Below are 20,952 nucleotides of genomic sequence, written 5' to 3'. Positions count from 1 at the left end.
GTTTTTATGCGCTGGTGCTGTCTCTATTAACCCAGACGAACCCGGGCGTTGCGGAACATCCGCATCCAGGCGCCGTCCTCGCCCCAGTTGTCGGGGTGCCAAGAGTTGGCCACGGTGCGGAACACCCGCTCCGGGTGCGGCATCATGATGGTGGCGCGACCGTCGGTGGTGGTCACGGCGGTGATACCATCCGGCGAGCCGTTGGGGTTGGCCGGGTACTGCTCGGTCACGCTGCCGCGGTTATCGACAAAACGCAGCCCTACCAGACCGCTCTGCTGCAGTGCGCTCAGGTGAGCGGCATCGCGCACCTCGACACGCCCTTCCCCGTGGGAAACGGCAATCGGCATCACCGAGCCTGCCATGCCGGCGAAGAAGGCCGACGGGGACTCCTGCACCTGCACCTGACTGAAGCGGGCCTCGAAGCGCTCGGAGCGGTTGCGCACAAAGCGCGGCCAGAGATCAGCACCCGGGATGAGTTCTCGCAGGTTGGACATCATCTGGCAACCGTTGCAGACACCCAAAGAGAGGGTATCGCCACGCTCGAAGAAGCGCTGGAACTGCTCGCGGGCGTTGTCATTGAACAGGATGGACTTGGCCCAGCCTTCACCGGCACCCAGCACGTCACCGTAGGAGAAGCCGCCACAGGCCACCAGGGTCTGGAACTCCTCCAGCTTGATGCGACCGGAGAGAATATCGCTCATGTGGACATCCACTGCCGCGAAACCGGCACGATCGAACGCCGCCGCCATCTCCACATGGGAGTTGACTCCCTGCTCGCGCAGCACCGCCAGACGGGGGGAGACCCCACGGGCGATATAGGGAGCAGCCACATCCTCGGACGGGTTGTAAGTCAGCTTGGCATGCAGACCCGGATCAGTGGCGTCCTGACGGGCCGCGTGCTCACTGTCGGCGCACGCCGGGTTGTCGCGCAGCCGCTGCATCTGCCAGCTGGTCTCGCCCCAGATGGTGCGAAGAGCGGTACGGCTGGCACGATAGACCTCCTGACCGCCCCGCTGCAAGGTGATGAGATCCCCTTCGCGCACGGTACCGAGCACATGGGAGCAGGCTGCAAGACCGTGACCGGCCAGCAGGGTCATCACCGCCTCTTTATCTTCACGACGCACCTGAATGACGGCGCCCAGCTCTTCGTTGAACAGAGCCGGCAGCAGCTCGCCGCCGATGCGATCGAGCTGGATGTCGAGGCCGCAGTGGCCGGCAAACGCCATCTCGGTCAGTGTGACGAACAGGCCACCGTCGGAGCGGTCGTGGTAGGCGATCAGTTTGCGATCAGCCACCAGCGCCTGAATGGCGTTGAAGAAGCCCTTGAGCTGGACCGGATTGTCGAGATCCGGCGCCTTGTCACCCAGCTGGCGATAGACCTGCGCCAGCGCCGAGGCGCCGAGGCGCTGCTTGCCATTGCCAAGGTCGACGAGGATAAGGTCGGTTTCACCGAGATCGGTACGCAGTTGCGGAGTAACCGTGTTGCGCACATCCTCGACCCGGGCAAAAGCGGAGATGAGCAGGGAGAGCGGCGAGGTGACGCTGTGCTCCTTGCCATCCTGCTGCCAGCGGGTCTTCATGGACATGGAGTCCTTGCCCACCGGAATGGTGATGCCCAAGGCCGGGCAGAGCTCCTCGCCCACCGCCTTGACCGCCTCATAGAGACCGGCATCTTCCCCCGGGTGACCGGCAGCGGCCATCCAGTTGGCGGAAAGCTTGACCCGCTTCAGCGACCCGATGTGGGTTGGCGCCAGGTTGGTGAGCGCTTCCGCTACCGCCATGCGGGCAGAGGCAGCGTGGGAGAGCAGCGCCACCGGAGTACGCTCGCCCATCGACATGGCTTCGCCGTGATAGCTGTCGTAGGTGGCCGCGGTGACGGCGCAATCGGCCACCGGGATCTGCCAGGGACCAACCATCTGGTCGCGATTGACCAGACCGGTCACGCTGCGATCGCCGATGGTGATAAGGAAGGACTTCTCCGCCACGGTCGGCAGACGCAGAACCCGCTCGGCCGCATCACTCAAAGTGATGCCATCGAGCTGGAGCGCTTTGCCTTGGGCAGGCAGGGTCACCACGTCGCGGTGCATCTTGGGCGCCTTACCCAGCAGCACATCCAGCGGCAGATCGATGGGCTGATTGTCAAAGTGGCTGTCAGAGAGGGTCAGATGCTTCTCTTCGGTCGCGGTGCCGATGACGGCATAGGGTGCGCGCTCGCGCTCGCACAGCGCCTTGAACAGCGGCAGCTTGTCCTGCGCTACCGCCAGCACGTAACGCTCCTGGGATTCGTTGCACCAGATCTCCAGCGGGCTCATGCCCGGCTCGTCGCTCTGGATGGCGCGCAGATCGAAACGACCGCCACGCTCACCGTCGTTGACCAGCTCCGGCATGGCGTTGGAGAGACCACCCGCCCCCACGTCGTGGATAAAGACGATAGGGTTGTCGTCACCCAGCTGCCAGCAGCGATCGATCACCTCCTGGCAACGGCGCTCCATCTCGGGGTTATCACGCTGCACCGAGGCAAAGTCGAGATCTTCGGCTGACTGGCCGGAGGCCATGGAGGATGCGGCACCACCGCCCAGACCGATGTTCATCGCCGGGCCGCCCAGCACGATCAGCGCCGCGCCAACCGGGATATCCCCTTTCTGGACATGCTCGGTGCGGATGTTGCCGATGCCGCCCGCCAGCATGATGGGCTTGTGGTAGCCACGCACCTCGACGCCGTTGTGGCTCGGCACCTCCTCTTCGAAGGTACGGAAGTAGCCGAGAATGGCCGGACGGCCGAACTCGTTGTTAAACGCGGCGCCGCCGAGCGGCCCCTCCTGCATGATGTCGAAGGCACTGACGATACGGCTCGGCTTGCCGAAATCCTGCTCCCAGGGCTGCTCGAAGCCGGGAATGCGCAGGTTGGAGACGGAGAAACCGACCAGACCCGCCTTGGGCTTGGCACCGCGACCGGTGGCTCCCTCGTCGCGGATTTCGCCGCCGGAGCCGGTGGCTGCGCCCGGGAACGGGGAGATCGCGGTCGGGTGGTTGTGGGTCTCCACCTTCATCAGGATGTCGACCTGTTCCTGGTGATACTGGTATTCGCCGTTGGCCGGGCTCGGGAAGAAGCGGCCACCCTGGCTCCCTTCCATCACGGCGGCGTTGTCTTTATAGGCAGAGAGGACATGATCCGGCGTCTGCTCGAAGGTGTTCTTGATCATCTTGAACAGCGACTTGGGCTGCTGCTCACCATCGATGGTCCAGTCGGCATTGAAGATCTTGTGACGGCAGTGTTCGGAGTTCGCCTGGGCGAACATGTAGAGCTCGATGTCGTTGGGGTTGCGACCCAACTTGGTGAAGTTCTCCACCAGATAGTCGATTTCGTCGTCGGCCAGCGCCAGACCCAGCGCCACGTTGGCTTCGGCCAGGGCTGCGCGACCACCGCCCAGCACATCCACTTGGGTGAAGGGGCGCGGCTCGTGGTGAGCAAACAGGGCGGCAGCTTCGCTCATCTCGGCAAACACCACTTCCATCATTCGATCATGGAGCACGGCGGCAATGGCGCTGCACTGGGCGGCACTCAGCTCACCCTGCCCCTTGATGGTCAGGTAATAGGCAATACCCCGCTCCAGCCGCTTGACCTGTTTCAGGCCGCAGTTGTGGGCGATGTCGGTTGCTTTGGAAGACCAGGGGGAGATAGTGCCGGGGCGGGGGGTAACAAGAAACAGCTGACCGCTGGGGGTGTGTTCGGGGATGGTCGGGCCGTAGCGCAAGAGCTGGCCCAAGGTCGCTCGCTCGGGGGGAGAGAGGGGGCTTGTCAGCTCGGCAAAGTGCACGTATTCGGCATAGACATCCTCTATCTCTACTCCGCTCTCTACTCCACTCTCGTTTCTCATCTGTGCGAAGCGTTGCAGCAGTTTTTGGACACGAAAATCAGACAGTGCTGGGGCACCACGCAAGATATCCATATGACCTTTCTCACCAAGTTTTAAAGTGGGGGGGAATTGAGACGCGCGTATTATAGGGATCTGGCTCACAGCGGACAAACGTTTTTCTCACTTCGTGCAGTGTGACTCTGCGCACACTCTCTGGTATAAAGGTGCCTCTTTTTTGACAAATGCCGATTTTTTCAACAAAGGTACTCACCTACTTGCGCTGCATTTTTCGACTGTTTATCGGGCTGTTGTTGACGCTGACGCTGGTTGGCTGCGACTTCTATACCCCCTCCAGCCAGCTGGAGCAGATCCGCCAGCGAGGCGAGATCCGGGTTGGCACCATCTATGGTCCCACCTCCTATTACCAGCGTGACGACCTCGCCCAGGGGTTCGATTACGAGCTGGCGCAAAATTATGCCGACTGGTTGGGGGTGAAACTCACCATCATCCCGGTCGACACCACTGACCAGCTGGTCACCCTGCTGAAAAAGGGCAAACTCGATCTGGCGGCTGCCGCCATCATGGTAACCCCCGAACGGCGCGAGCTGTTTCGCTTCGGCCCGGGCTTCTACCAGGTCTCTCCCAAATTGGTCTACCGCAACGGCAAACCCAAGCCGGCCTCGTTAAACGATATCAAGGGCAAGCTGGTCGTTGCCGCCGGATCCACCGGGGAAGATCTGCTCAAAGAGATGAGCAAAGACAATCCGAAACTAGCCTGGAGCACCAGCGACAACGCCGATGTGGAGGAGCTGCTCAAGCAGGTGGTGGATGGCAAGATTGACTACACGGTGGTGCAGGATACCGTGCTGGCACGTACCCAGCGCTACTACCCGGAGCTCACCGAGGGGCTGACCCTGGCCCAGAAGCAGACCGTTGCCTGGGCCATGAGCAAGCTGCCCGATGACAGCCTCTATGCCAGCGTGATCGACTTCTTCGGTCAGCGCTTTATGGATGGTGCCATCGCCAAGCTCGACGAGAAGTACTTCGGCCACGTGCAGAACTTCGACTTTGTCGATACCCGCACCTTCCTCAAGCGCGCCAAGAGCCTGCTGCCCAAGTACCAGCCGCTGTTCCAGACTCACGCCAAGAATATCGACTGGCGTCTGCTCGCCGCCATCAGCTATCAGGAGTCCCACTGGGACCCGCAGGCCCGCTCCTACACCGGCGTGCGCGGCATGATGATGCTGACCGAGCCCACTGCAAAAGCGATGGGGGTCAACGACCGGCTTCATCCGGAAGAGAGCATCAAAGGTGGCTCCCTCTATCTGCAACAGATGATGGAGAAGGTGCCGGATTCGGTGCCCGATGACGAGAAGGTGTGGTTTGCCCTCACCGCCTACAACATCGGTTACGGCCACATGATGGACGCCCGCCGCCTGACCAAAGAGCTCGGCAAGAATCCTGACGCCTGGAGCGACGTGAAAGAGGTGCTGCCGCTGCTGCAGCAAGCGCGCTGGCACCGCAAGGTACGTTACGGCTATGCCCGTGGCAGCGAGGCGCGTAACTATGTCAACAACGTGCGCCAGTACTACCAGAGTCTGCTCTGGCTCGACAACGAGCAGCAGAAGGCACATCAGCGGGAGAGTCTCGACAACGACAGCGAGCCCGAGCTGGCCGAGCGCCCCACCGCCATCGCCGAAGTGGTCAATCAGATCACCATGCGCTAACCAGCCATTATTCGGCTGTTTTCACGCAAACTTCTCTGTTACCATCGATTCACATCGGAGCCTATCCGAAATCGCATTGTTTTCATTATGTTGAGAGATTAAATAACAGCAATTTCGGATGGGCTCCATCAATGACCCAAGGCCGGGATGGCCAACTGAGTTGGGAGGAGACCAAGATGCAAAAACGTAGAAAAATCAGTCTGGTCAGAAAAGCGAAGTGCAGCTGGAGCCCCAGACGCAAACTCAAGCTTAATGACATCAAGCGCAACCTGTGGCGCAGAAATCGATCCTATACCCTGCTTATTGCAGAGCACACAGCATAAACCCGGCATTCGCCGGGTTTTTTTATCTTCTTTCTCACCTGAATACTGTCTTACACCAGTGCCGCCTTGAACTGTACCGTCCGCTTGGAGATCAGCGAGTTGCAGTGGTTGCAGAAGTAATCCACTGCGCCGCACGCCTTGAGACGCTCCAGCTCCTGCTGGCAGGTGGGGCAGATGGCAGTAATGCGAACAGGGGCCTGGCACTGGCCACAGGTTTGCTCCTTGCTGCGGGTATCCAGTTCAGCCTGGCATGATGGACAAAGCAGGGCTTCCATAATCAACTCCTCGAAAAGTGGATCTGCCATGGTCTTGTTCCATGGCAGATCCCCCTCCCCTTATTCCTCACCTTAACATGGCGAGGATAACAAAGCGGCTGCCGGTGAGGGCAGCCGCAAGGACTTATTTCTTCTTCATTTTCAGCAGGCGTTTGCGCTGACGTTCCTGACTCAGGGTCATGGTGTTCTTCTTGCCTTCAAACGGGTTGACCGACTCCTGGAACTCGACCCGGATCGGCGAGCCCATGATCTTGAGGGACTTGCGGAAGTAGTTGATCAGATACCGCTTGTAGGAGTCCGGCAAGTCGTTCAGCTGGTTACCGTGGATCACGATGCGCGGCGGGTTGTAGCCACCGGCGTGGGCATACTTGAGCTTGACGCGGCGACCATTGACCATCGGCGGCTGGTGATCTTCCTGCGCCATCTGCATGATGCGGGTCAGCATGGCCGTGCTGGTACGACGGGTGGCGGACTGGTAAGCCTCCTGAATAGATTCAAACAGGTGGCCGACACCGCTACCGTGCAGGGCGGAGATGAAGTGGACGCGAGCGAAGTCGATGAAGCCCAAGCGACGATCCAGCTCGTTCTTCACATCCTCTTTCACCTTCTGATCCAGACCATCCCACTTGTTCACCACCAGCACCACGGAGCGACCGGCGTGGAGCACATAGCCAAGGATGCTCAAGTCCTGATCGGTGATGGTCTCCTGGGCGTCGATCACCAGCAGGCAGACGTTGGCATCTTCGATAGCTTTCAGGGTCTTGATAACGGAGAACTTCTCCACCGTCTCGTGCACCTTGCCACGACGACGCACACCGGCGGTGTCGATGACCACATACTTCTGCTCGTCACGTTCCATTGGAATGTAAACGGAGTCACGGGTGGTGCCGGGCATGTCATAGACGATGACCCGATCTTCACCCAGCATACGGTTGGTCAGGGTAGATTTACCGACGTTGGGACGACCAACGATGGCGAACTTGATGGGCAGGTCGGCGAACGGGGTCTCCTTGGTGTCCTCTTTGGTATCGAGTTCACCGGCAGCCACCATGCGCAGCAGGGCTTCTTCGTCGAAGTCCTCCTCTTCCTCATCCTGCGCATCTTCATCGGTAGCGGAGTCGACCAGGGTCTCCAGATGGGGAGCCAGGGCCAGTTCCAGCAGGCTCAGCACGCCACGACCGTGGGCGGCAGCGATCTGGTAGACCTCGCCCAGCGCCAAACCGTAGAACTCGGAGACCGCGGAATCACCGTCGATACCGTCGGTCTTGTTGGCCACCAGAAAAACCTTTTTGTGGGCCTTGCGCAAGTGCTCGGCGATGGCTTGATCCGCCGCGGTCAGACCGGCACGGGCATCCACCATGAACAGCACGACGTCCGCTTCTTCGATGGCCAGCAGAGATTGCTCGGCCATCTTCAGCTCGATCCCCTCTTCGGTGCCATCGATACCGCCAGTATCGACCACGATAAATTCCAGCTCGCCCAACTTCGCCTGACCGTATTTACGGTCCCGGGTCAGACCGGGAAAATCGGCAACCAGGGCATCCCGAGTACGGGTCAAGCGGTTAAACAGGGTGGATTTCCCCACGTTGGGGCGGCCCACCAGGGCTACTACAGGAGTCATAAAAGCCTCATTCTCAAGACGACAAAGGCTCCGGGTCCGAAGACCAGGAGCCGGATATTCACATTATCGGACGATCAAGGACGCTTGAGGGCGTACAACTTGCCGTCACGGCTCTGCACATACAGGGTCTCGCCATCCACCAGCGGGGCGGCGTAGAGACCACTGCTATCGAGCTGCTGCATCGCCTTGATGGTACCGTCGGTACGATCAAGCCAATACAGGTATCCTTCCACATCACCCACCACCACATAGTCACCGAAGATGACAGGTGCAGTGACGGTACGATTTTCCAGCTGGGTGTTGGACCACAGCTCCAGACCGTTGCGACGGTCGATGGCAAACAGATGGCTGCGACTGTCGGTCAGCACGATGGCATTGCCGGTCATCGCCAGATCGCGATAGCCGGAATACTTGCGCTTCCACACTTCATCGCCGGTCATCAGTTTGCGCGCCATCAGCTGACCGTTGTAGGCGATGGCATAGAGCTCATCACCGGCAATCAGCGGGCTGGCATCGACGTCAACCATGCGGTCCAGCTCGGTGGCACCGCGCGGATCAGCCACCTTGGACTGGCGCACCGGCTGGCCGTTGCTCAGCAGGGCGATGCCCACCTTGCCATCGGCACGACCGTAAATCACGGCGCCGTTGGTGATCACCGGTGCACCGGCACTGCGCAGGGTCAGCGGCGGCTGCTCTTCGGAGAGCGACCACTGCATCTTGCCTTCATCAGTGTCGAGGGCGATCAGGCGACCGGAGGTGGTCAACACCACCACGCGGCCATCTTCCACCGCGGGGCTTGCCACCACTTCACCGGGCACATTGGTCTGCCACAGCACTTCACCGTTCTCTTCGTTCAGGGCGTAGACCACCCCGTTCTCGGAGCCGAGGAACAGCTTGCCGTAACGGGAGACCAGGCCGCCGGAAAGGCGGGCGCTGCGCTTGTCGGCGTTGACCGGCAGGTCGGCCAGATCGACACGCCAGAGGCGATCGCCACTGACACGGTCAAAGGCGCTGACATCGCCGTCGCGGGCCGCCGCGTAGATGCGATCCTCTTCCACCACCGGCTTGAGCTGGGAGTAGAAGTCACCGATACCATCACCCACAGTAGATGACCATGCGGTGTCGGCAGTGAAGGCAGATTCAACCTTGGGCAGCGGCGCCATCGGGTTGAGATCCTCTTCGGAACTGAACAGGGAGCACCCCTGCAGAGCGAAGGAGACCGCAGCCCCCAGCGCCACCATCTTGAATAGATTACGCATCCGGTGCCTCACCAGTCGCAACGGCCGGCAGGGCCAGATCGTCCATTTTCAGCTTGAGCTCGGCGCCACCCTGCAGGCCGCCGGCATCGGCCGCTGCCTGATAGGCATCACGAGCCTCTTCGGTCTTGCCCTGCTTTTGCAGCACATCACCACGGGCTTCGGCTACCTGCGCCTTGAAGGCCTCATTCTGGATGGTCGCCAGCTTGGCCAGCGCTTCATCTGCCTTGCCCTGATCATTCAGCACACGGGCCAGACGCAGCGCCGCGATGGGACGAATGCTCTCGTCACCCGTGGTCGCCACCAGCTCCAGCTGCTCGGCAGCCAGATCCAGCTTGCCCGCCTTGACGGCAGCGGCAGCCAGTTGCAACGCGGCCAGTTCACCGTAGGAGTCACCCTTGTTGGCAGTGACAAACTGCTGTGCCTGCTCGAAACCGGCGGTATCGCCCTTGGCCAGCTGCTCAATCACCTGGTTGTAAGAGTGGGAGGATGCCTCCATGGTCTCTTGCTGGTGCTGGTTGTAATAGCGCCAGCCGAACAGACCGACCAGACCGATCACGGTCCCGGCAATCACCGAGGTTCCGTTCTCTTTCCACCACTCCTTGATAACCTCAACCTGTTGTTCTTCGGTGGTATAGACTTCCACAGCTTACTCTCCTTTGGCTGCCAGCAGGGCAATGGCGGCGTCAACCTTGACGGTCTGTTGCTCGGCCTGACCACGCAGATATTTGATAGTGATCTCCCCGTTTTGCACCTCGGTCTCACCAAGGATCAGGGCGATTGCCGCGCCGCTCTTGTCGGCACGTTTGAGTTGTTTCTTGAAGTTGCCACCACCGCAGTGGCTCATCAGGCGCAGGTCCGGCAGGGCATCGCGCAGACGCTCGGCCAGCTGGAAGCCAGCCTGTTCGGTCCCCTCGCCCACCATCGCCAGATAAACATCCACCGCCGGGCGGATATCGGCGTTGAGCTCGAGGGTCTCCAGCATCAGCACCAAACGCTCCATGCCCATGGCAAAGCCCACAGCCGGAGTCGGTTGACCGCCCAGCTGCTCCACCAGACCATCGTAGCGGCCACCGGCACAGACGGTGCCCTGGGCACCCAGACTGCTGGTGACCCACTCGAACACGGTCAGGTTGTAGTAGTCAAGACCACGCACCAGACGCTCGTTCACTTCGTATTTGATACCGGCAGACTCGAGCAGGCGCTTGAGCCCCTCGAAGTGGGCCAGGCTCTCTTCGCCCAGATGGTCGAACAGACGCGGGGCACCCGCCAAAATGGCCTGCACCTTTTCATCCTTGGAGTCGAGCACCCGCAGCGGGTTGCTGTACATGCGGCGCTGGCTCTCTTCGTCCAGCTGATCCTTGTACTGCTCCAGATAGGCCACCAGCGCATCGCGGTAAGCGGCACGCTCGACGCTCTGACCCAGGGTGTTGAGCTGCAGGGTGACATGCTCGCTGATGCCAAACAGACGCCACAGACGATGGGTCAGCATGATCAGCTCAGCGTCAATGTCCGGCCCGTTGATGCCAAACAGTTCGACACCGAACTGGTGGAACTGGCGATAACGGCCCTTCTGGGGACGCTCGTGACGGAACATGGGGCCCATGTACCACATCCGGCGCTCCTGGTTGTAGAGCAGACCGTGTTCGATACCGGCACGGACGCAGCTGGCGGTCCCTTCCGGACGCAGGCTCAGGCTGTCGCCGTTGCGATCTTCAAAGGTGTACATCTCTTTTTCGACCACGTCGGTCACTTCACCGATGGCGCGCTTGAACAGATGAGTCTGCTCGACAATCGGCATGCGCACTTCGCTGTAGCCATAGCTGGCAACGACCTGGCGCAGGATCTGTTCAACCTTCTGCCATACCGGGCTCTGCTCCGGCAGGCAATCATTCATACCGCGAATAGCTTGGATCTGTTTTGCCACGTTGATACTCGAGAAAAAGAGGTAAAATTTGGCCGCATTATAGGGATTTTCCCCCCCAAGGTAAAATCAGGGAATCCGGATGCGGGATTTAAAATCAGTCACCTGGAAAAAGGGCCACCCAATGTGGCCCTGTTTCGCTCACTCCTTGTCCATCGGGATCCGGTTAGCGGGATCCAGCATGGCGGCGCGGGCGCGAATGCGGCGCTCCAGAGTTGGAATGAGATCCTTGTTGTCGAGCCGATCGACCCGCTGGCCCCCTTCATAGAAGGCACTCTTGTTGGCGGCACCCGCCAGACCAAGGTCGGAGACCAGCGCTTCGCCCGGGCCATTCACCACGCAACCGATGATGGAAACATCCATCGGGGTGATGATGTCTTCGAGCCGCTCTTCCAGTGCGTTGACGGTAGCGATCACATCGAACTCCTGCCGTGAGCAGGATGGGCAAGCGATAAAGTTGATGCCACGGGAGCGAATACGGAGGGATTTGAGGATATCGAAACCGACCTTCACCTCCTCCACCGGATCCGCCGCCAGCGAGATACGCAGGGTATCGCCGATGCCATCGGTGAGCAACATACCCAGACCGATGGCAGACTTCACCGCGCCGGCACGGAAACCGCCCGCTTCGGTGATGCCAAGGTGCAGCGGCTGTTCAATCTGCTTGGCCAGCAGGCGATAGGCACCGACTGCCAGGAACACATCGGAAGCCTTGACGCTCACCTTGAAGTCCTGGAAATCGAGACGATCGAGATAGTCCACGTGACGCATGGCGGACTCCACCAGCGCCTCTGGGGTCGGCTCGCCGTACTTCTCCTGGATATCTTTCTCCAGCGACCCGCCATTGACCCCGATACGGATCGGAATATTGAGGTCGCGCGCGCAATCGACCACCGAGCGCACCCGCTGCTCGTTGCCAATGTTGCCCGGGTTGATACGCAGGCAGTCGGCACCGTACTCGGCCACTTTCAGGGCGATGCGATAGTCGAAGTGGATATCGGCAACGATGGGGATGCGGGTTTGCTGTTTGATGAGCCGGAACGCTTCCGCCGCTTCCATGGTGGGCACGGAGACACGGACGATATCGGCACCGACCCGCTCGATCCGCTGGATCTGCTCGATGGTGGCGGCGACATCTGTGGTCTTGGTGTTGGTCATGGTCTGCACGGTAATGGGGGCATCGCCCCCAACCGGTACATTACCAACCATGATCTGTCTGGATTTACGACGAATGATGGGTGATTCGTGAGAAGACATGGGAGACAGATTACTCCTGCGGCAGTGAGAAGCGGGCTGTACGACCGTTGTTGTAACGGCTCATATCAAACGACTGCCCCTTGTAGTCAAGCTTGACTGCCATGGGCGCGCCAATGATGAACTTCAGGGGCTCGGCGCCTTCCAGCACCAGCTCGTCGTTGGCCTTCTTCAGACCACTGAACAGGGTCTTGCCGTTGGCATCCTTCACATCCAGCCAGCAATCGGCGGTGAAGCTCATCTTCAGTTGCGGCGCAGTCGCCGGATCAACGACAGCCTCTTCAGATTCGGTGCCATTGGCGCCGGATACCGCTGCATCGGTCGCGGTGCCGACAGCCGCGCTGACATCGCTCGGGGCAACAGCCGCAGAAGCAGGCGCCAGGGTAGCAGTCGCATCGGAGACCACCGCAGGGGCAATCACGTCCGTGGCTGCCGGTGCGTTGGCTGCGCCTTCCACCGGAGCGGTGTTAATTGCATCGGGCGGCGTGATAGCCGGTTCAGCCGGAGTCGAACCGGTTGCACTCATCTCGGTGGCTGCCAGCGCTTCATCACCGGCGGAGCGGCGTGAAGTACTCTGCCACCACCAGGCGACCGAGAGCGCAATCAACACCAGGATCACCAGCCAGGTCACCACCTTGAGCCGACTGTCGTTGGCTTGCTGGCGGGAGCGACGGGAGAAGCTCTGCATGTCGATATTGTCGGGCGGGGTCAGCCCCAGCTTGTCGTAGGCGGCAAGAATGGTCTCCTCCGGGATCCCCACCAGCTTGGCGTAGGTGCGCAGATAGCCCCGGATAAAGGTATGAGACGTATGCTTGTCGTACGTATCCGATTCGATAGCGGCAATCAGGGTCAGACGAAGGTGAATGCGGGACGCAACCTGTTCCCGGGTCCAGCCGAGCTGTTCACGGGCGTTGCGCAGCAGCTGGCCTGGGCCCACTGCCTGGATGTCGTCTTGAAAATCGTGTTGCTGTTCAGTAGTCATTGGCTAAATAACGCTTGGCTTGTTGCGAAGTGGGATATTGCCTTACCAGCTCATTCCCGAATTGGTGGAGTAATGCCGGTTTGTCCATTGCCTGTGCCAGCCGCAATCTCAACCAGAGACTCTCCTCGTTCTCGTCTGACACATCGGCAAAACGGGCGAGGTAGGACTGCACATCAGGCAGCTTGCCATCTTTCATGGAAAACTCGGCCAAGTCCAGCAATAACCCTGGATTGCGGGGATTATACCCCAAGGCCAGGCGATAGTACTCGCCTGCTTTATCATTTCTGCGATTTTGCAGCGCACAAAGTGCCGCATTTTCATAGGTATCGGCAATTTTTACGTAGCCTGGCTGAATTACAGCCTGGTTGAACGCCTGATCTGCCTCGGCATACCTGCCGCGATCACAGAGGAAGGCACCATAGTTGTTCATTGCGTCAGCATTGGACGGATCCATGGCAAGGGCGTTCTTGTAATGGGTCTCGGCTGCCTTGAAATCTCCTACCTTCTGGTAAAAGTAGGCAAAGCCGATCTGGATCTGGGGGTTGGAGGGGTCATACTGGAGGGCTCGGTCAAGATTGAACTTGGCCTGCTCGGCATTGCCCTGACGCAGGTACTGGATACCCAGGTCGAGGCGGGTTTGGGCTGCCGCCTTGAGGTCAGGACCCACTTCACGCTGGGTCGAGTTCTGGCCAGCGTAAGTGGTCTCGGTCACACAGCCTGGCAGCGCGCAGAGCGCTGCCACTACGATCAATGTACGTGTATCCATTCCCTGTCTATACAATGGCTTAGCATTTAAACCATTTTGACGGAAATCCCATCCTGTTGCATCCGATTTTTGATAGTTCGCTTGGTACGGTCAATCACGTCACCCACCAGCTGACCACAGGCAGCATCGATGTCATCACCACGGGTCTTGCGGACAATCACGGTGAAACCGTACTCCATCAGCACCTTGGAGAAGCGATCGATACGGCTGTTGCTTGGCTTGCCGTAAGGGTTGCCCGGGAAGGGGTTGAACGGGATCAGATTGATCTTGCTCGGAGTGTCCTTGAGCACCTTGGCCAGCTCGTGGGCATGCTGCATATCGTCATTGATATGATCGAGCAGCACATACTCGACGGTCACCCGACCACCGTTGGCATTGGATTTGGCCAGGTAACGACGGACACCGGCGAGGAACTCCTCGATGTTGTATTTGTCGTTGATCGGCATGATCTCTGAACGCAGCTTGTCGTTCGGGGCGTGCAGGGAGATAGCCAGCGCCACGTCGATCTGGTCGCCCAGCTTGTCCAGCGCAGGTACCACGCCAGAGGTGGAGATGGTCACCCGGCGCTTGGAGATGCCAAAGCCGTAGTCATCCATCATCAGACGCATGGCGGGCACCACGTTGGCGAGGTTGAGCAGCGGCTCACCCATCCCCATCATCACCACGTTGGTGATGGGACGCTTGCCACCGACCACACGGGCAGCGCGCCATACCTGGCCGATGATCTCGGAGACTTTCAGATTGCGGTTGAAGCCTTGTTGAGCCGTGGAGCAGAACTTGCACTCCAGCGCACAGCCAACTTGAGAGGAGACGCAGAGGGTCGCGCGGTCATCTTCCGGGATGTAGACGGTCTCTACCTCCTGATCGCCCACCTGCAGAGCCCACTTGATGGTGCCATCGGCAGAGCGCTGCTCGCGACTGATCTCGGGCGCCTTGATCTCGGCGATCGCCTTGAGGCGCTCTTTGAGCACCTTGTTAACGTTGGTCATCTGATCGAAATCATCACACCCAAAGTGATAGATCCACTTCATGACCTGATCTGCCCGGAATGGCTTCTCGCCCAGTTCGACGAAAAAGGCACGCATGGCATCCCGATCAAGATCCAGCAGGTTGATTTTTGTTTCGCTCATCAATGGCCTCAGTTCAAACACTTCATCAATTATTGGCTGACGACGTCAGGGGGCGGCATTGTACAAATAATGGGTCTGGCTTTCCACCTGGAGAATAGAGGGATATTGCGTAAACGGCGAAAACAACAAAGGGAACCGAGGCTCCCTTGGGTCATCATCAACAAAAATCAGCCGCGCGGGCAGATCTCGTTGTCAGAGAAGAAGTAGGCGATTTCACGTGCAGCAGAGGCCGGTGCATCGGAGCCGTGGACGGCATTGCGATCGATGCTCTCGGCATAACAGGCACGCAAGGTACCAGCCAGCGCCTCTTTCGGGTTGGTAGCACCCATGATCTCGCGATTGCGACGGATGGCGTCTTCCCCTTCCAGCACCTGCACCATGACAGGGCCAGAGGTCATGAAGCTGACCAGATTGTCATAAAAAGGCTTGCCCTGATGCTCGGCATAGAAACCGGCAGCCTGTTCACTGCTCATGTGCAGCATTTTGGATGCCACCACTTTCAAGCCTGCGCTTTCGAAACGGCTATAGATGGCACCGATCAGGTTCTTGCTGACAGCATCCGGTTTGACGATAGAGAAGGTACGTTCGATGGCCATTGATATCTTTCCTTAACTACAGAGTTTTATTGTTAGAATCCATGTTCGCTGGCGATTATACGTAAACAAAAACCGGAAAAACACACAAACAAGCAACTTTTTATTAAACATCACTCCCTTGCAATCAACATCCACACTCATCTTGACCGAGCAGAGCCGGAAAATATGTGCGCTTGCGCACGATAGTTACCTTAAGCCGCCAAAACCCCATCTTTTGTTCACAATTCGAACAGCATGAAAAAGGCACCCGAAGGTGCCTTGTCTCGCCTATTTGGCTTCCGCCAGCAAGGCCCGCGCTATGGTGCGCATCCCCAGGGTATTGGCCCCCGGCGCCCAGAGGGCATCGCCGTTGTCACTGAAGCAAGCTGCCAGATCGATATGCAGCCACCCCATCCCTTCGTTGGCAACGAAACGGGAGAGAAAACCCGCCGCGTTGGAGGCGCCACCCGGCCCGCCCCCCTTCACCGGACGGCTGTTGGCCGTGTCGGCGTAATGGGAGGGGCACTGCTGGCGGTGCCAGGGCTCCAGCGGTAGCGGCCAGGCCGGCTCATGCTCGGCATCGGCATAGGTCATGGCCCGGCTTACCAGCCCTTTATCGAGGCCAAACAGGGCATTGTAGCGCCCACCCAGCGCCATCACGGCAGCACCAGTCAGAGTTGCGGCATCGATGATCAGCGGTGCGCCGGACTCACTCGCCAGTTGCAAGCCATCGGCCAGCACCAGCCGCCCCTCGGCGTCGGTATTCACAATCTCGACCGTGGTGCCGTTCTTGTAGGTGAGGATATCCCCCAGCTTGTAGGCATGGCCGGAGACCAGGTTCTCGGCGCAGCAGAGAATAAGCTTCACCCGCTTGTCGAGCCCGCGCAGCATAGCCAGCGCCAGCGCACCGGTGACCATCGCCGCGCCCCCCATGTCGCACTTCATGGTGAGCATCCCCTCGGAGCTCTTCATGGAGTAGCCGCCGGAGTCAAAGGTGATCCCCTTGCCCACCAGCGCTGCCGCCACCGGCGCCTTGGGGTCACGCCCCGGGTTGAAGTCGAGCTCCAGCAATACCGGTTCGCGCGCACTGCCGCGGCCCACCTGATAGAGACCGACCCAGCCCGCCTGTTGCAGCGCTTCGCCTTTCAAAATGCGATGACTCACCTTGTCCGGCGCCAGCTCGGTAATAAAAGAGGCCGCTTCCACCGCCAGCTCCAGCGGGCCCAACTGCTCCGGGGTGGCATTGGTCATCTCGCGCACCCAGCGGCCGCAGAGCCAACGCGCTTCCAGCTCCTCTCTGTCCTCTTCCGAGGACATGGCCCACTGCAGTTGCACCTCCGCCTTGGGGGTTTGCAGCCCTTGGGCAAAAGCCCACTGCTGTTCACGCTCCCAGTGACCAGCCAGGGTCACTTTCTGGATCCCCTGCTGGCAGAGGCGACGGGCCGCCTGCTGGATATCGAGCAGCGGATTGGCCGTCACCAGATGGATCACCATGCCGTCGGCACGGTGAGAGAGCAGCGCACCCTCCCCCCACTCGGCCGGTGCAAATTCACGACTTAACCAGACATTCATGCGGTCACCTCCTGCAGCCAGCGTGCGATTGTGCGCAGACCGTGGCCCTTGGCGCCGGTCGCCCACAGATCGTTGCCCGATTTCTGATAAGAGGCCGCCAGATCCAGGTGCACCCAGCCCTTGCCCTCATCGCGCACGAAGCGGGAGAGGAACGCAGCAGCCGTGGTGGCACCGGCCGTGCCTTCTGCCGAGGCGACGTTGCCCAGATCGGCAAAGGCCGAGGTGAGCTGGCTGGCATGCCAGGGCTCCAGCGGCAGTGCCCACGCCTGCTCGTTTTCCACCTTAGCGGCGGCCAGCGCACGCAGCTGTTCGGTCTCATCGAGGGCAAACACCGCATTGTAGTCGCGCCCCAGCGCCATCTTGGCGGCGCCGGTCAGGGTGGCTGCGTCAAGGATATAAGCCGCACCGCTGTCGGAGGCCGCCATCAGGCCATCGGCCAGCACCAGACGCCCTTCCGCATCGGTGTTCTGGATCTCGACCGAAACTCCGTTCTTGTAAGTGAGGATGTCGCCCAGCTTGAAGGCGTGGCCGGAGACCAGGTTCTCGGCGCAGCAGAGAATGAGCTTCACCCGCTGGTTCAGACCGCGGCTGATAGCCAGCGCCAGCGCGCCGGTCACCATGGCCGCGCCGCCCATATCGGACTTCATCGGCAGCATGTTGTCAGAGGACTTCATGGAGTAGCCGCCAGAATCGAAAGTGATCCCCTTGCCCACCAGCGCCGCTACCACGGGCGCATTGCGATCACCGGTCGGGTTGTAGTCAAGCTCCAGCAGCACCGGCTCGCGCTCGCTGCCACGGCCAACCGACCAGATCCCGATATGGCCGGACTCGCGCAGCGCTTCACCGGCGGTGATGCGGGCAGTAACCTGATCCCCGGCGATACCACGAATGAGCAACAGGGCCGATTCCGCCAGACTCATGGGGTATATCTCTTCCGGACAGCCATTGGTGATGTCACGTACCCAGCGAGCCGCCTTGAGCAGCGCATCCAGTTCGCGGGCATCCCCGTCGCTCTGCTGGCCGAAATCAAGTTCACGCGCACCCTTGGCGGCGTAGAACCCCTGGGCGAACGCGTAGCGACGCTCCAGATCCCAGCCTTCACCGACCAGCGTCACCCGCTTGATCCCGCTCGATTCGAGGCGACGGGCGGCGCGCTGAACGGTACGCAGAACATCCTTCTCCTGACCGGCGGCACCAAGATGGATCAGTGCCTCGTCGCCATTGAAACTGAGCTGGGCGCCCTCGCCCCAATAAACGGCCGCAGCCTGGGTGGATAACGCTACCTTCATCATGTCAGCCATCGTGTTTGCTTCCTTTTTACTGGCACTATGTATAAGCACTCTTTATGGGAAAGAGCTTATTGGCAAAGAGAGAATAACGAATACAAAAAAGGCCGTGCCCCCGAGGGTCACGGCCTTCCACCATATCACTGAAGCACCACAGGATGCTGCACGTGCAATTCACTCATGTGTAATTAATGGCGTTCAGAGGCAAGGTTCAGGGTGTACTTGGGCAGTTCCACCACCAGATCCTCGTCCGCCAGTTTTGCCTGGCAGCTGAGGCGCGATTCCGGCTCCAGCCCCCACGCCTTGTCCAGCATGTCGTCTTCCAGCTCGTCGCTTGGCTCGAGCGAGTCAAAGCCCTCGCGCACCACGCAGTGGCAGGTAGTGCAGGCACAGGATTTCTCGCAGGCGTGCTCGATTTCGATGCCGTTGCGCAGCGCCACATCCAGAATGGTCTCGCCGCTTTGCCCCTCGAGGGCGGCGCCATCCGGACAGAGTACGGGATGAGGAAGAATGATCAGTTTTGGCATATTACACCTTGTTGACGTTTTGTCCGGTCAGCACCTTGCGGATGGAGGCGTCCATCCGGCGGGCTGCAAACTCGCCACTGACAGCATCGGCTGCCTCAATGGCTTCTTTGATTTGATGGGTTGCGCCGCTGTTGCGCATGGTCAGCAGATGGGCGATGGCGGCATCAATCTCGGCACGCTCGGCAGCATTGAGCAGGGCATCGCCATCGGCGGCCAGCGCGGCATTCAAACTCTCGACCACCCGGTCGGCTTCAACCTGCTGCTCGGCCAGCATGCGGGCATCCATATCCTGCTGGGCGTTCTCGATGGAGGCACTCAGCATGTTGAGGATATCCTGCTCCGCCAGCCCGTAAGAGGGCTTGACCTGGATCTCGGCCTGCACGCCGGAGGATTTCTCCATGGCGCTGACCGAAAGCAGACCATCCGCATCCACCTGGAAGGTGACGCGAATATGGGCGGCGCCGGCTGCCATCGGCGGAATACCAGTCAGGGTAAAGCGGGCCAGGGAGCGGCAATCGGCCACCAACTCGCGCTCACCCTGTACCACGTGAATGGCCATGGCGGTCTGACCATCCTTGAAGGTGGTGAACTCCTGGGCGCGGGCAACCGGAATGGTAGTGTTGCGCGGGATCACTTTCTCGGCGAGGCCACCCATGGTCTCCAGACCCAGCGACAAGGGGATAACGTCCAGCAGCAGCATCTCGGCATCGGGCTTGTTGCCCACCAGAATATCGGCCTGGATAGCGGCGCCGATGGCGACAACCTTGTCCGGATCGATACTGGTCAGCGGCGTACGCTGGAAGAACTCGCCCACCAGTTCACGCACCAGCGGCACCCGGGTGGAGCCACCGACCATCACCACTTCCAGCACTTCCACCTGCTCGAGACCGGCATCGCGCAGGGCGCGGCGACAAGCCAGCAAGGTCCGTTTCACCAGCGGGGTGATGAGTTCATCAAACTGGCTACGGCTCACTGAACCCTGCCAGCCAGCAAAGGTGCACGCCACCTGCTCGGCATCGGTCAGGCCGTGTTTGACGGCAGCGGCCACATCCAGCAGCTCGCGCTGCAGATGGGCATCCAGCTCGCCGGAGAGGCCCGCTTGCACCTTGATCCAGTCCGCCAGCAGGTGATCAAAATCATCACCGCCGAGGGCGGAATCACCGCCGGTCGCCATCACTTCAAACACACCGCGATGCAGCCGCAGAATGGAGATATCGAAGGTACCGCCCCCCAGATCGTATACCGCGATCACCCCTTCCTGACCGGAGTCAAGGCCATAGGCAATCGCGGCCGCGGTCGGCTCGTTGAGCAGCCGCAGCACGTGCAGACCGGCCAGACGGGCCGCATCCTTGGTCCCCTGACGCTGGGCATCATCGAAATAGGCGGGCACGGTAATGACCACGCCATCGAGATCGCCCCCGAGTGTCTGGGCGCCACGCTCGGCCAGCTTTTTGAGAATTTCGGCCGATACCTGCACCGGATTGACCAGCCCCTGACGGGTTTGCAGTTGCGGCATGCCATTGTCGGCGGCAACAAACTGGTAAGGCTGCTGGCGGGTATCGATATCGGCCAGCGCCTTGCCCATCATCCGTTTGACCGAGACGATGGTGTTGTGAGGATCGAGCGCCGCTTCGCGCTTGGCATCAATCCCCACTCGAATGGCGTCGCTTTGATAGTGCACCACCGACGGGAGCAGGTCGCGCCCTTGCTCATCGCAAAGGGTATCGGCGTGACCGCTGCGAACCGCAGCGACGAGAGAGTTGGTGGTGCCGAGATCGATGCCGACGGCACGTTTGTGCTGATGAGGAACAGCGCTCTGGCCGGGTTCGGCGATTTGCAGTAATGCCATGGGTAATGAAACTTCCAGCGTTAAAGGA

The 20,952-nt window shown here is 60.1% G+C and carries 16 protein-coding genes; 1 reads left to right on the top strand and 15 read right to left on the bottom strand.

The annotated features are described in order from the left end of the window. Nucleotides 1–26: 26 nt before the first annotated feature. Complete coding sequence (gene purL / locus OKB77_RS05720; RefSeq protein WP_236316792.1) at nt 27–3,950, bottom strand: phosphoribosylformylglycinamidine synthase; 3,924 nt, start codon at nt 3,948–3,950, stop codon at nt 27–29. A 149-nt stretch (nt 3,951–4,099) separates the two neighbouring features. On the opposite strand from purL, the gene mltF reads away from it, so the two are divergent. Beyond that, complete coding sequence (gene mltF / locus OKB77_RS05715) at nt 4,100–5,584, top strand: membrane-bound lytic murein transglycosylase MltF (protein ID WP_236316793.1); 1,485 nt, start codon at nt 4,100–4,102, stop codon at nt 5,582–5,584. A gap of 373 nt (nt 5,585–5,957) precedes the next feature. Here mltF and OKB77_RS05710 read toward each other — a convergent pair whose 3' ends face one another. The 14 genes from OKB77_RS05710 to hscA all read right to left on the bottom strand — a co-directional run bounded on the left by OKB77_RS05710 (nt 5,958) and on the right by hscA (nt 20,924). Continuing rightward, on the bottom strand, nt 5,958–6,182 hold the full coding sequence (locus OKB77_RS05710; protein WP_064337658.1) for a zinc ribbon domain-containing protein: 225 nt from the start codon (nt 6,180–6,182) through the stop codon (nt 5,958–5,960). A 124-nt stretch (nt 6,183–6,306) separates the two neighbouring features. Beyond that, complete coding sequence (der, locus tag OKB77_RS05705; protein WP_005333794.1) at nt 6,307–7,803, bottom strand: ribosome biogenesis GTPase Der; 1,497 nt, start codon at nt 7,801–7,803, stop codon at nt 6,307–6,309. Nucleotides 7,804–7,877: 74 nt separating this feature from the next. Beyond that, nucleotides 7,878–9,062, bottom strand: coding sequence for an outer membrane protein assembly factor BamB (gene bamB, locus OKB77_RS05700; RefSeq protein ID WP_270817108.1), 1,185 nt, complete (start codon nt 9,060–9,062; stop codon nt 7,878–7,880). Beyond that, the gene (locus tag OKB77_RS05695; RefSeq protein ID WP_270817107.1) at nt 9,055–9,705 is read right to left on the bottom strand and encodes a YfgM family protein; all 651 of its coding nucleotides are present in this window, start codon (nt 9,703–9,705) and stop codon (nt 9,055–9,057) included. The genes bamB and OKB77_RS05695 overlap by 8 nt, the downstream gene beginning before the upstream one ends. Nucleotides 9,706–9,708: 3 nt before the next feature. Continuing rightward, nucleotides 9,709–10,986 carry a histidine--tRNA ligase gene (gene hisS / locus OKB77_RS05690; RefSeq protein WP_181269451.1) on the bottom strand — a complete coding sequence of 426 codons (1,278 nt, stop codon included), beginning with the start codon at nt 10,984–10,986 and terminating at the stop codon, nt 9,709–9,711. A gap of 138 nt (nt 10,987–11,124) precedes the next feature. Next, entirely contained in the window at nt 11,125–12,240 is a 1,116-nt protein-coding gene (gene ispG / locus OKB77_RS05685; protein WP_005333801.1) for a flavodoxin-dependent (E)-4-hydroxy-3-methylbut-2-enyl-diphosphate synthase, read from the bottom strand. Between the two features lie 10 nt (nt 12,241–12,250). After that, a complete protein-coding gene (gene rodZ / locus OKB77_RS05680) occupies nt 12,251–13,219 on the bottom strand; it encodes a cytoskeleton protein RodZ (RefSeq protein ID WP_270817106.1) in 969 nt (322 codons plus the stop codon). Next, on the bottom strand, nt 13,209–14,000 hold the full coding sequence (gene tapF / locus OKB77_RS05675) for a PilW family type IVa pilus biogenesis/stability lipoprotein TapF (protein ID WP_270817105.1): 792 nt from the start codon (nt 13,998–14,000) through the stop codon (nt 13,209–13,211). The genes rodZ and tapF overlap by 11 nt, the downstream gene beginning before the upstream one ends. A gap of 11 nt (nt 14,001–14,011) precedes the next feature. Then, a complete protein-coding gene (locus OKB77_RS05670; protein ID WP_005344856.1) occupies nt 14,012–15,115 on the bottom strand; it encodes a bifunctional tRNA (adenosine(37)-C2)-methyltransferase TrmG/ribosomal RNA large subunit methyltransferase RlmN in 1,104 nt (367 codons plus the stop codon). A 167-nt stretch (nt 15,116–15,282) separates the two neighbouring features. Beyond that, nucleotides 15,283–15,711: a nucleoside-diphosphate kinase gene (ndk, locus tag OKB77_RS05665; protein ID WP_005333805.1), complete on the bottom strand. Its 429-nt coding sequence runs from the start codon at nt 15,709–15,711 to the stop codon at nt 15,283–15,285. Between the two features lie 267 nt (nt 15,712–15,978). After that, on the bottom strand, nt 15,979–17,262 hold the full coding sequence (pepB, locus tag OKB77_RS05660; RefSeq protein ID WP_270817104.1) for an aminopeptidase PepB: 1,284 nt from the start codon (nt 17,260–17,262) through the stop codon (nt 15,979–15,981). Next, nucleotides 17,259–18,563 (bottom strand): aminopeptidase PepB, encoded by a 1,305-nt coding sequence (gene pepB / locus OKB77_RS05655; protein ID WP_270817103.1) that lies wholly within the window; start codon nt 18,561–18,563, stop codon nt 17,259–17,261. The genes pepB (OKB77_RS05660) and pepB (OKB77_RS05655) overlap by 4 nt, the downstream gene beginning before the upstream one ends. Before the next feature lie 173 nt (nt 18,564–18,736). Then, nucleotides 18,737–19,075, bottom strand: coding sequence for an ISC system 2Fe-2S type ferredoxin (gene fdx / locus OKB77_RS05650; RefSeq protein ID WP_005333808.1), 339 nt, complete (start codon nt 19,073–19,075; stop codon nt 18,737–18,739). Between the two features lies 1 nt (nt 19,076). After that, the gene (gene hscA, locus OKB77_RS05645; RefSeq protein WP_204383024.1) at nt 19,077–20,924 is read right to left on the bottom strand and encodes a Fe-S protein assembly chaperone HscA; all 1,848 of its coding nucleotides are present in this window, start codon (nt 20,922–20,924) and stop codon (nt 19,077–19,079) included. Nucleotides 20,925–20,952 lie beyond the last annotated feature (28 nt).

Origin of the sequence: Aeromonas sp. Y318-3, assembly GCF_027706185.1 — a bacterium.
Classification (GTDB): domain Bacteria; phylum Pseudomonadota; class Gammaproteobacteria; order Enterobacterales; family Aeromonadaceae; genus Aeromonas; species Aeromonas veronii.
Note: the sequence above shows the minus strand (reverse complement) of the source record. Positions and strands in the feature narration are given on the sequence as shown.

What these genes read in the sequence shown, in the direction of transcription:
- purL (WP_236316792.1), bottom strand. Translation starts at nt 3,950, where the DNA reads ATGGATATCTTGCGTGGTGCCCCAGCACTGTCTGATTTTCGTGTCCAA.
- mltF (WP_236316793.1), top strand. Translation starts at nt 4,100, where the DNA reads ATGCCGATTTTTTCAACAAAGGTACTCACCTACTTGCGCTGCATTTTT.
- OKB77_RS05710 (WP_064337658.1), bottom strand. Translation starts at nt 6,182, where the DNA reads ATGGAAGCCCTGCTTTGTCCATCATGCCAGGCTGAACTGGATACCCGC.
- der (WP_005333794.1), bottom strand. Translation starts at nt 7,803, where the DNA reads ATGACTCCTGTAGTAGCCCTGGTGGGCCGCCCCAACGTGGGGAAATCC.
- bamB (WP_270817108.1), bottom strand. Translation starts at nt 9,062, where the DNA reads ATGCGTAATCTATTCAAGATGGTGGCGCTGGGGGCTGCGGTCTCCTTC.
- ispG (WP_005333801.1), bottom strand. Translation starts at nt 12,240, where the DNA reads ATGTCTTCTCACGAATCACCCATCATTCGTCGTAAATCCAGACAGATC.
- rodZ (WP_270817106.1), bottom strand. Translation starts at nt 13,219, where the DNA reads ATGACTACTGAACAGCAACACGATTTTCAAGACGACATCCAGGCAGTG.
- OKB77_RS05670 (WP_005344856.1), bottom strand. Translation starts at nt 15,115, where the DNA reads ATGAGCGAAACAAAAATCAACCTGCTGGATCTTGATCGGGATGCCATG.
- ndk (WP_005333805.1), bottom strand. Translation starts at nt 15,711, where the DNA reads ATGGCCATCGAACGTACCTTCTCTATCGTCAAACCGGATGCTGTCAGC.
- pepB (WP_270817104.1), bottom strand. Translation starts at nt 17,262, where the DNA reads ATGAATGTCTGGTTAAGTCGTGAATTTGCACCGGCCGAGTGGGGGGAG.
- pepB (WP_270817103.1), bottom strand. Translation starts at nt 18,563, where the DNA reads ATGGCTGACATGATGAAGGTAGCGTTATCCACCCAGGCTGCGGCCGTT.
- fdx (WP_005333808.1), bottom strand. Translation starts at nt 19,075, where the DNA reads ATGCCAAAACTGATCATTCTTCCTCATCCCGTACTCTGTCCGGATGGC.
- hscA (WP_204383024.1), bottom strand. Translation starts at nt 20,924, where the DNA reads ATGGCATTACTGCAAATCGCCGAACCCGGCCAGAGCGCTGTTCCTCAT.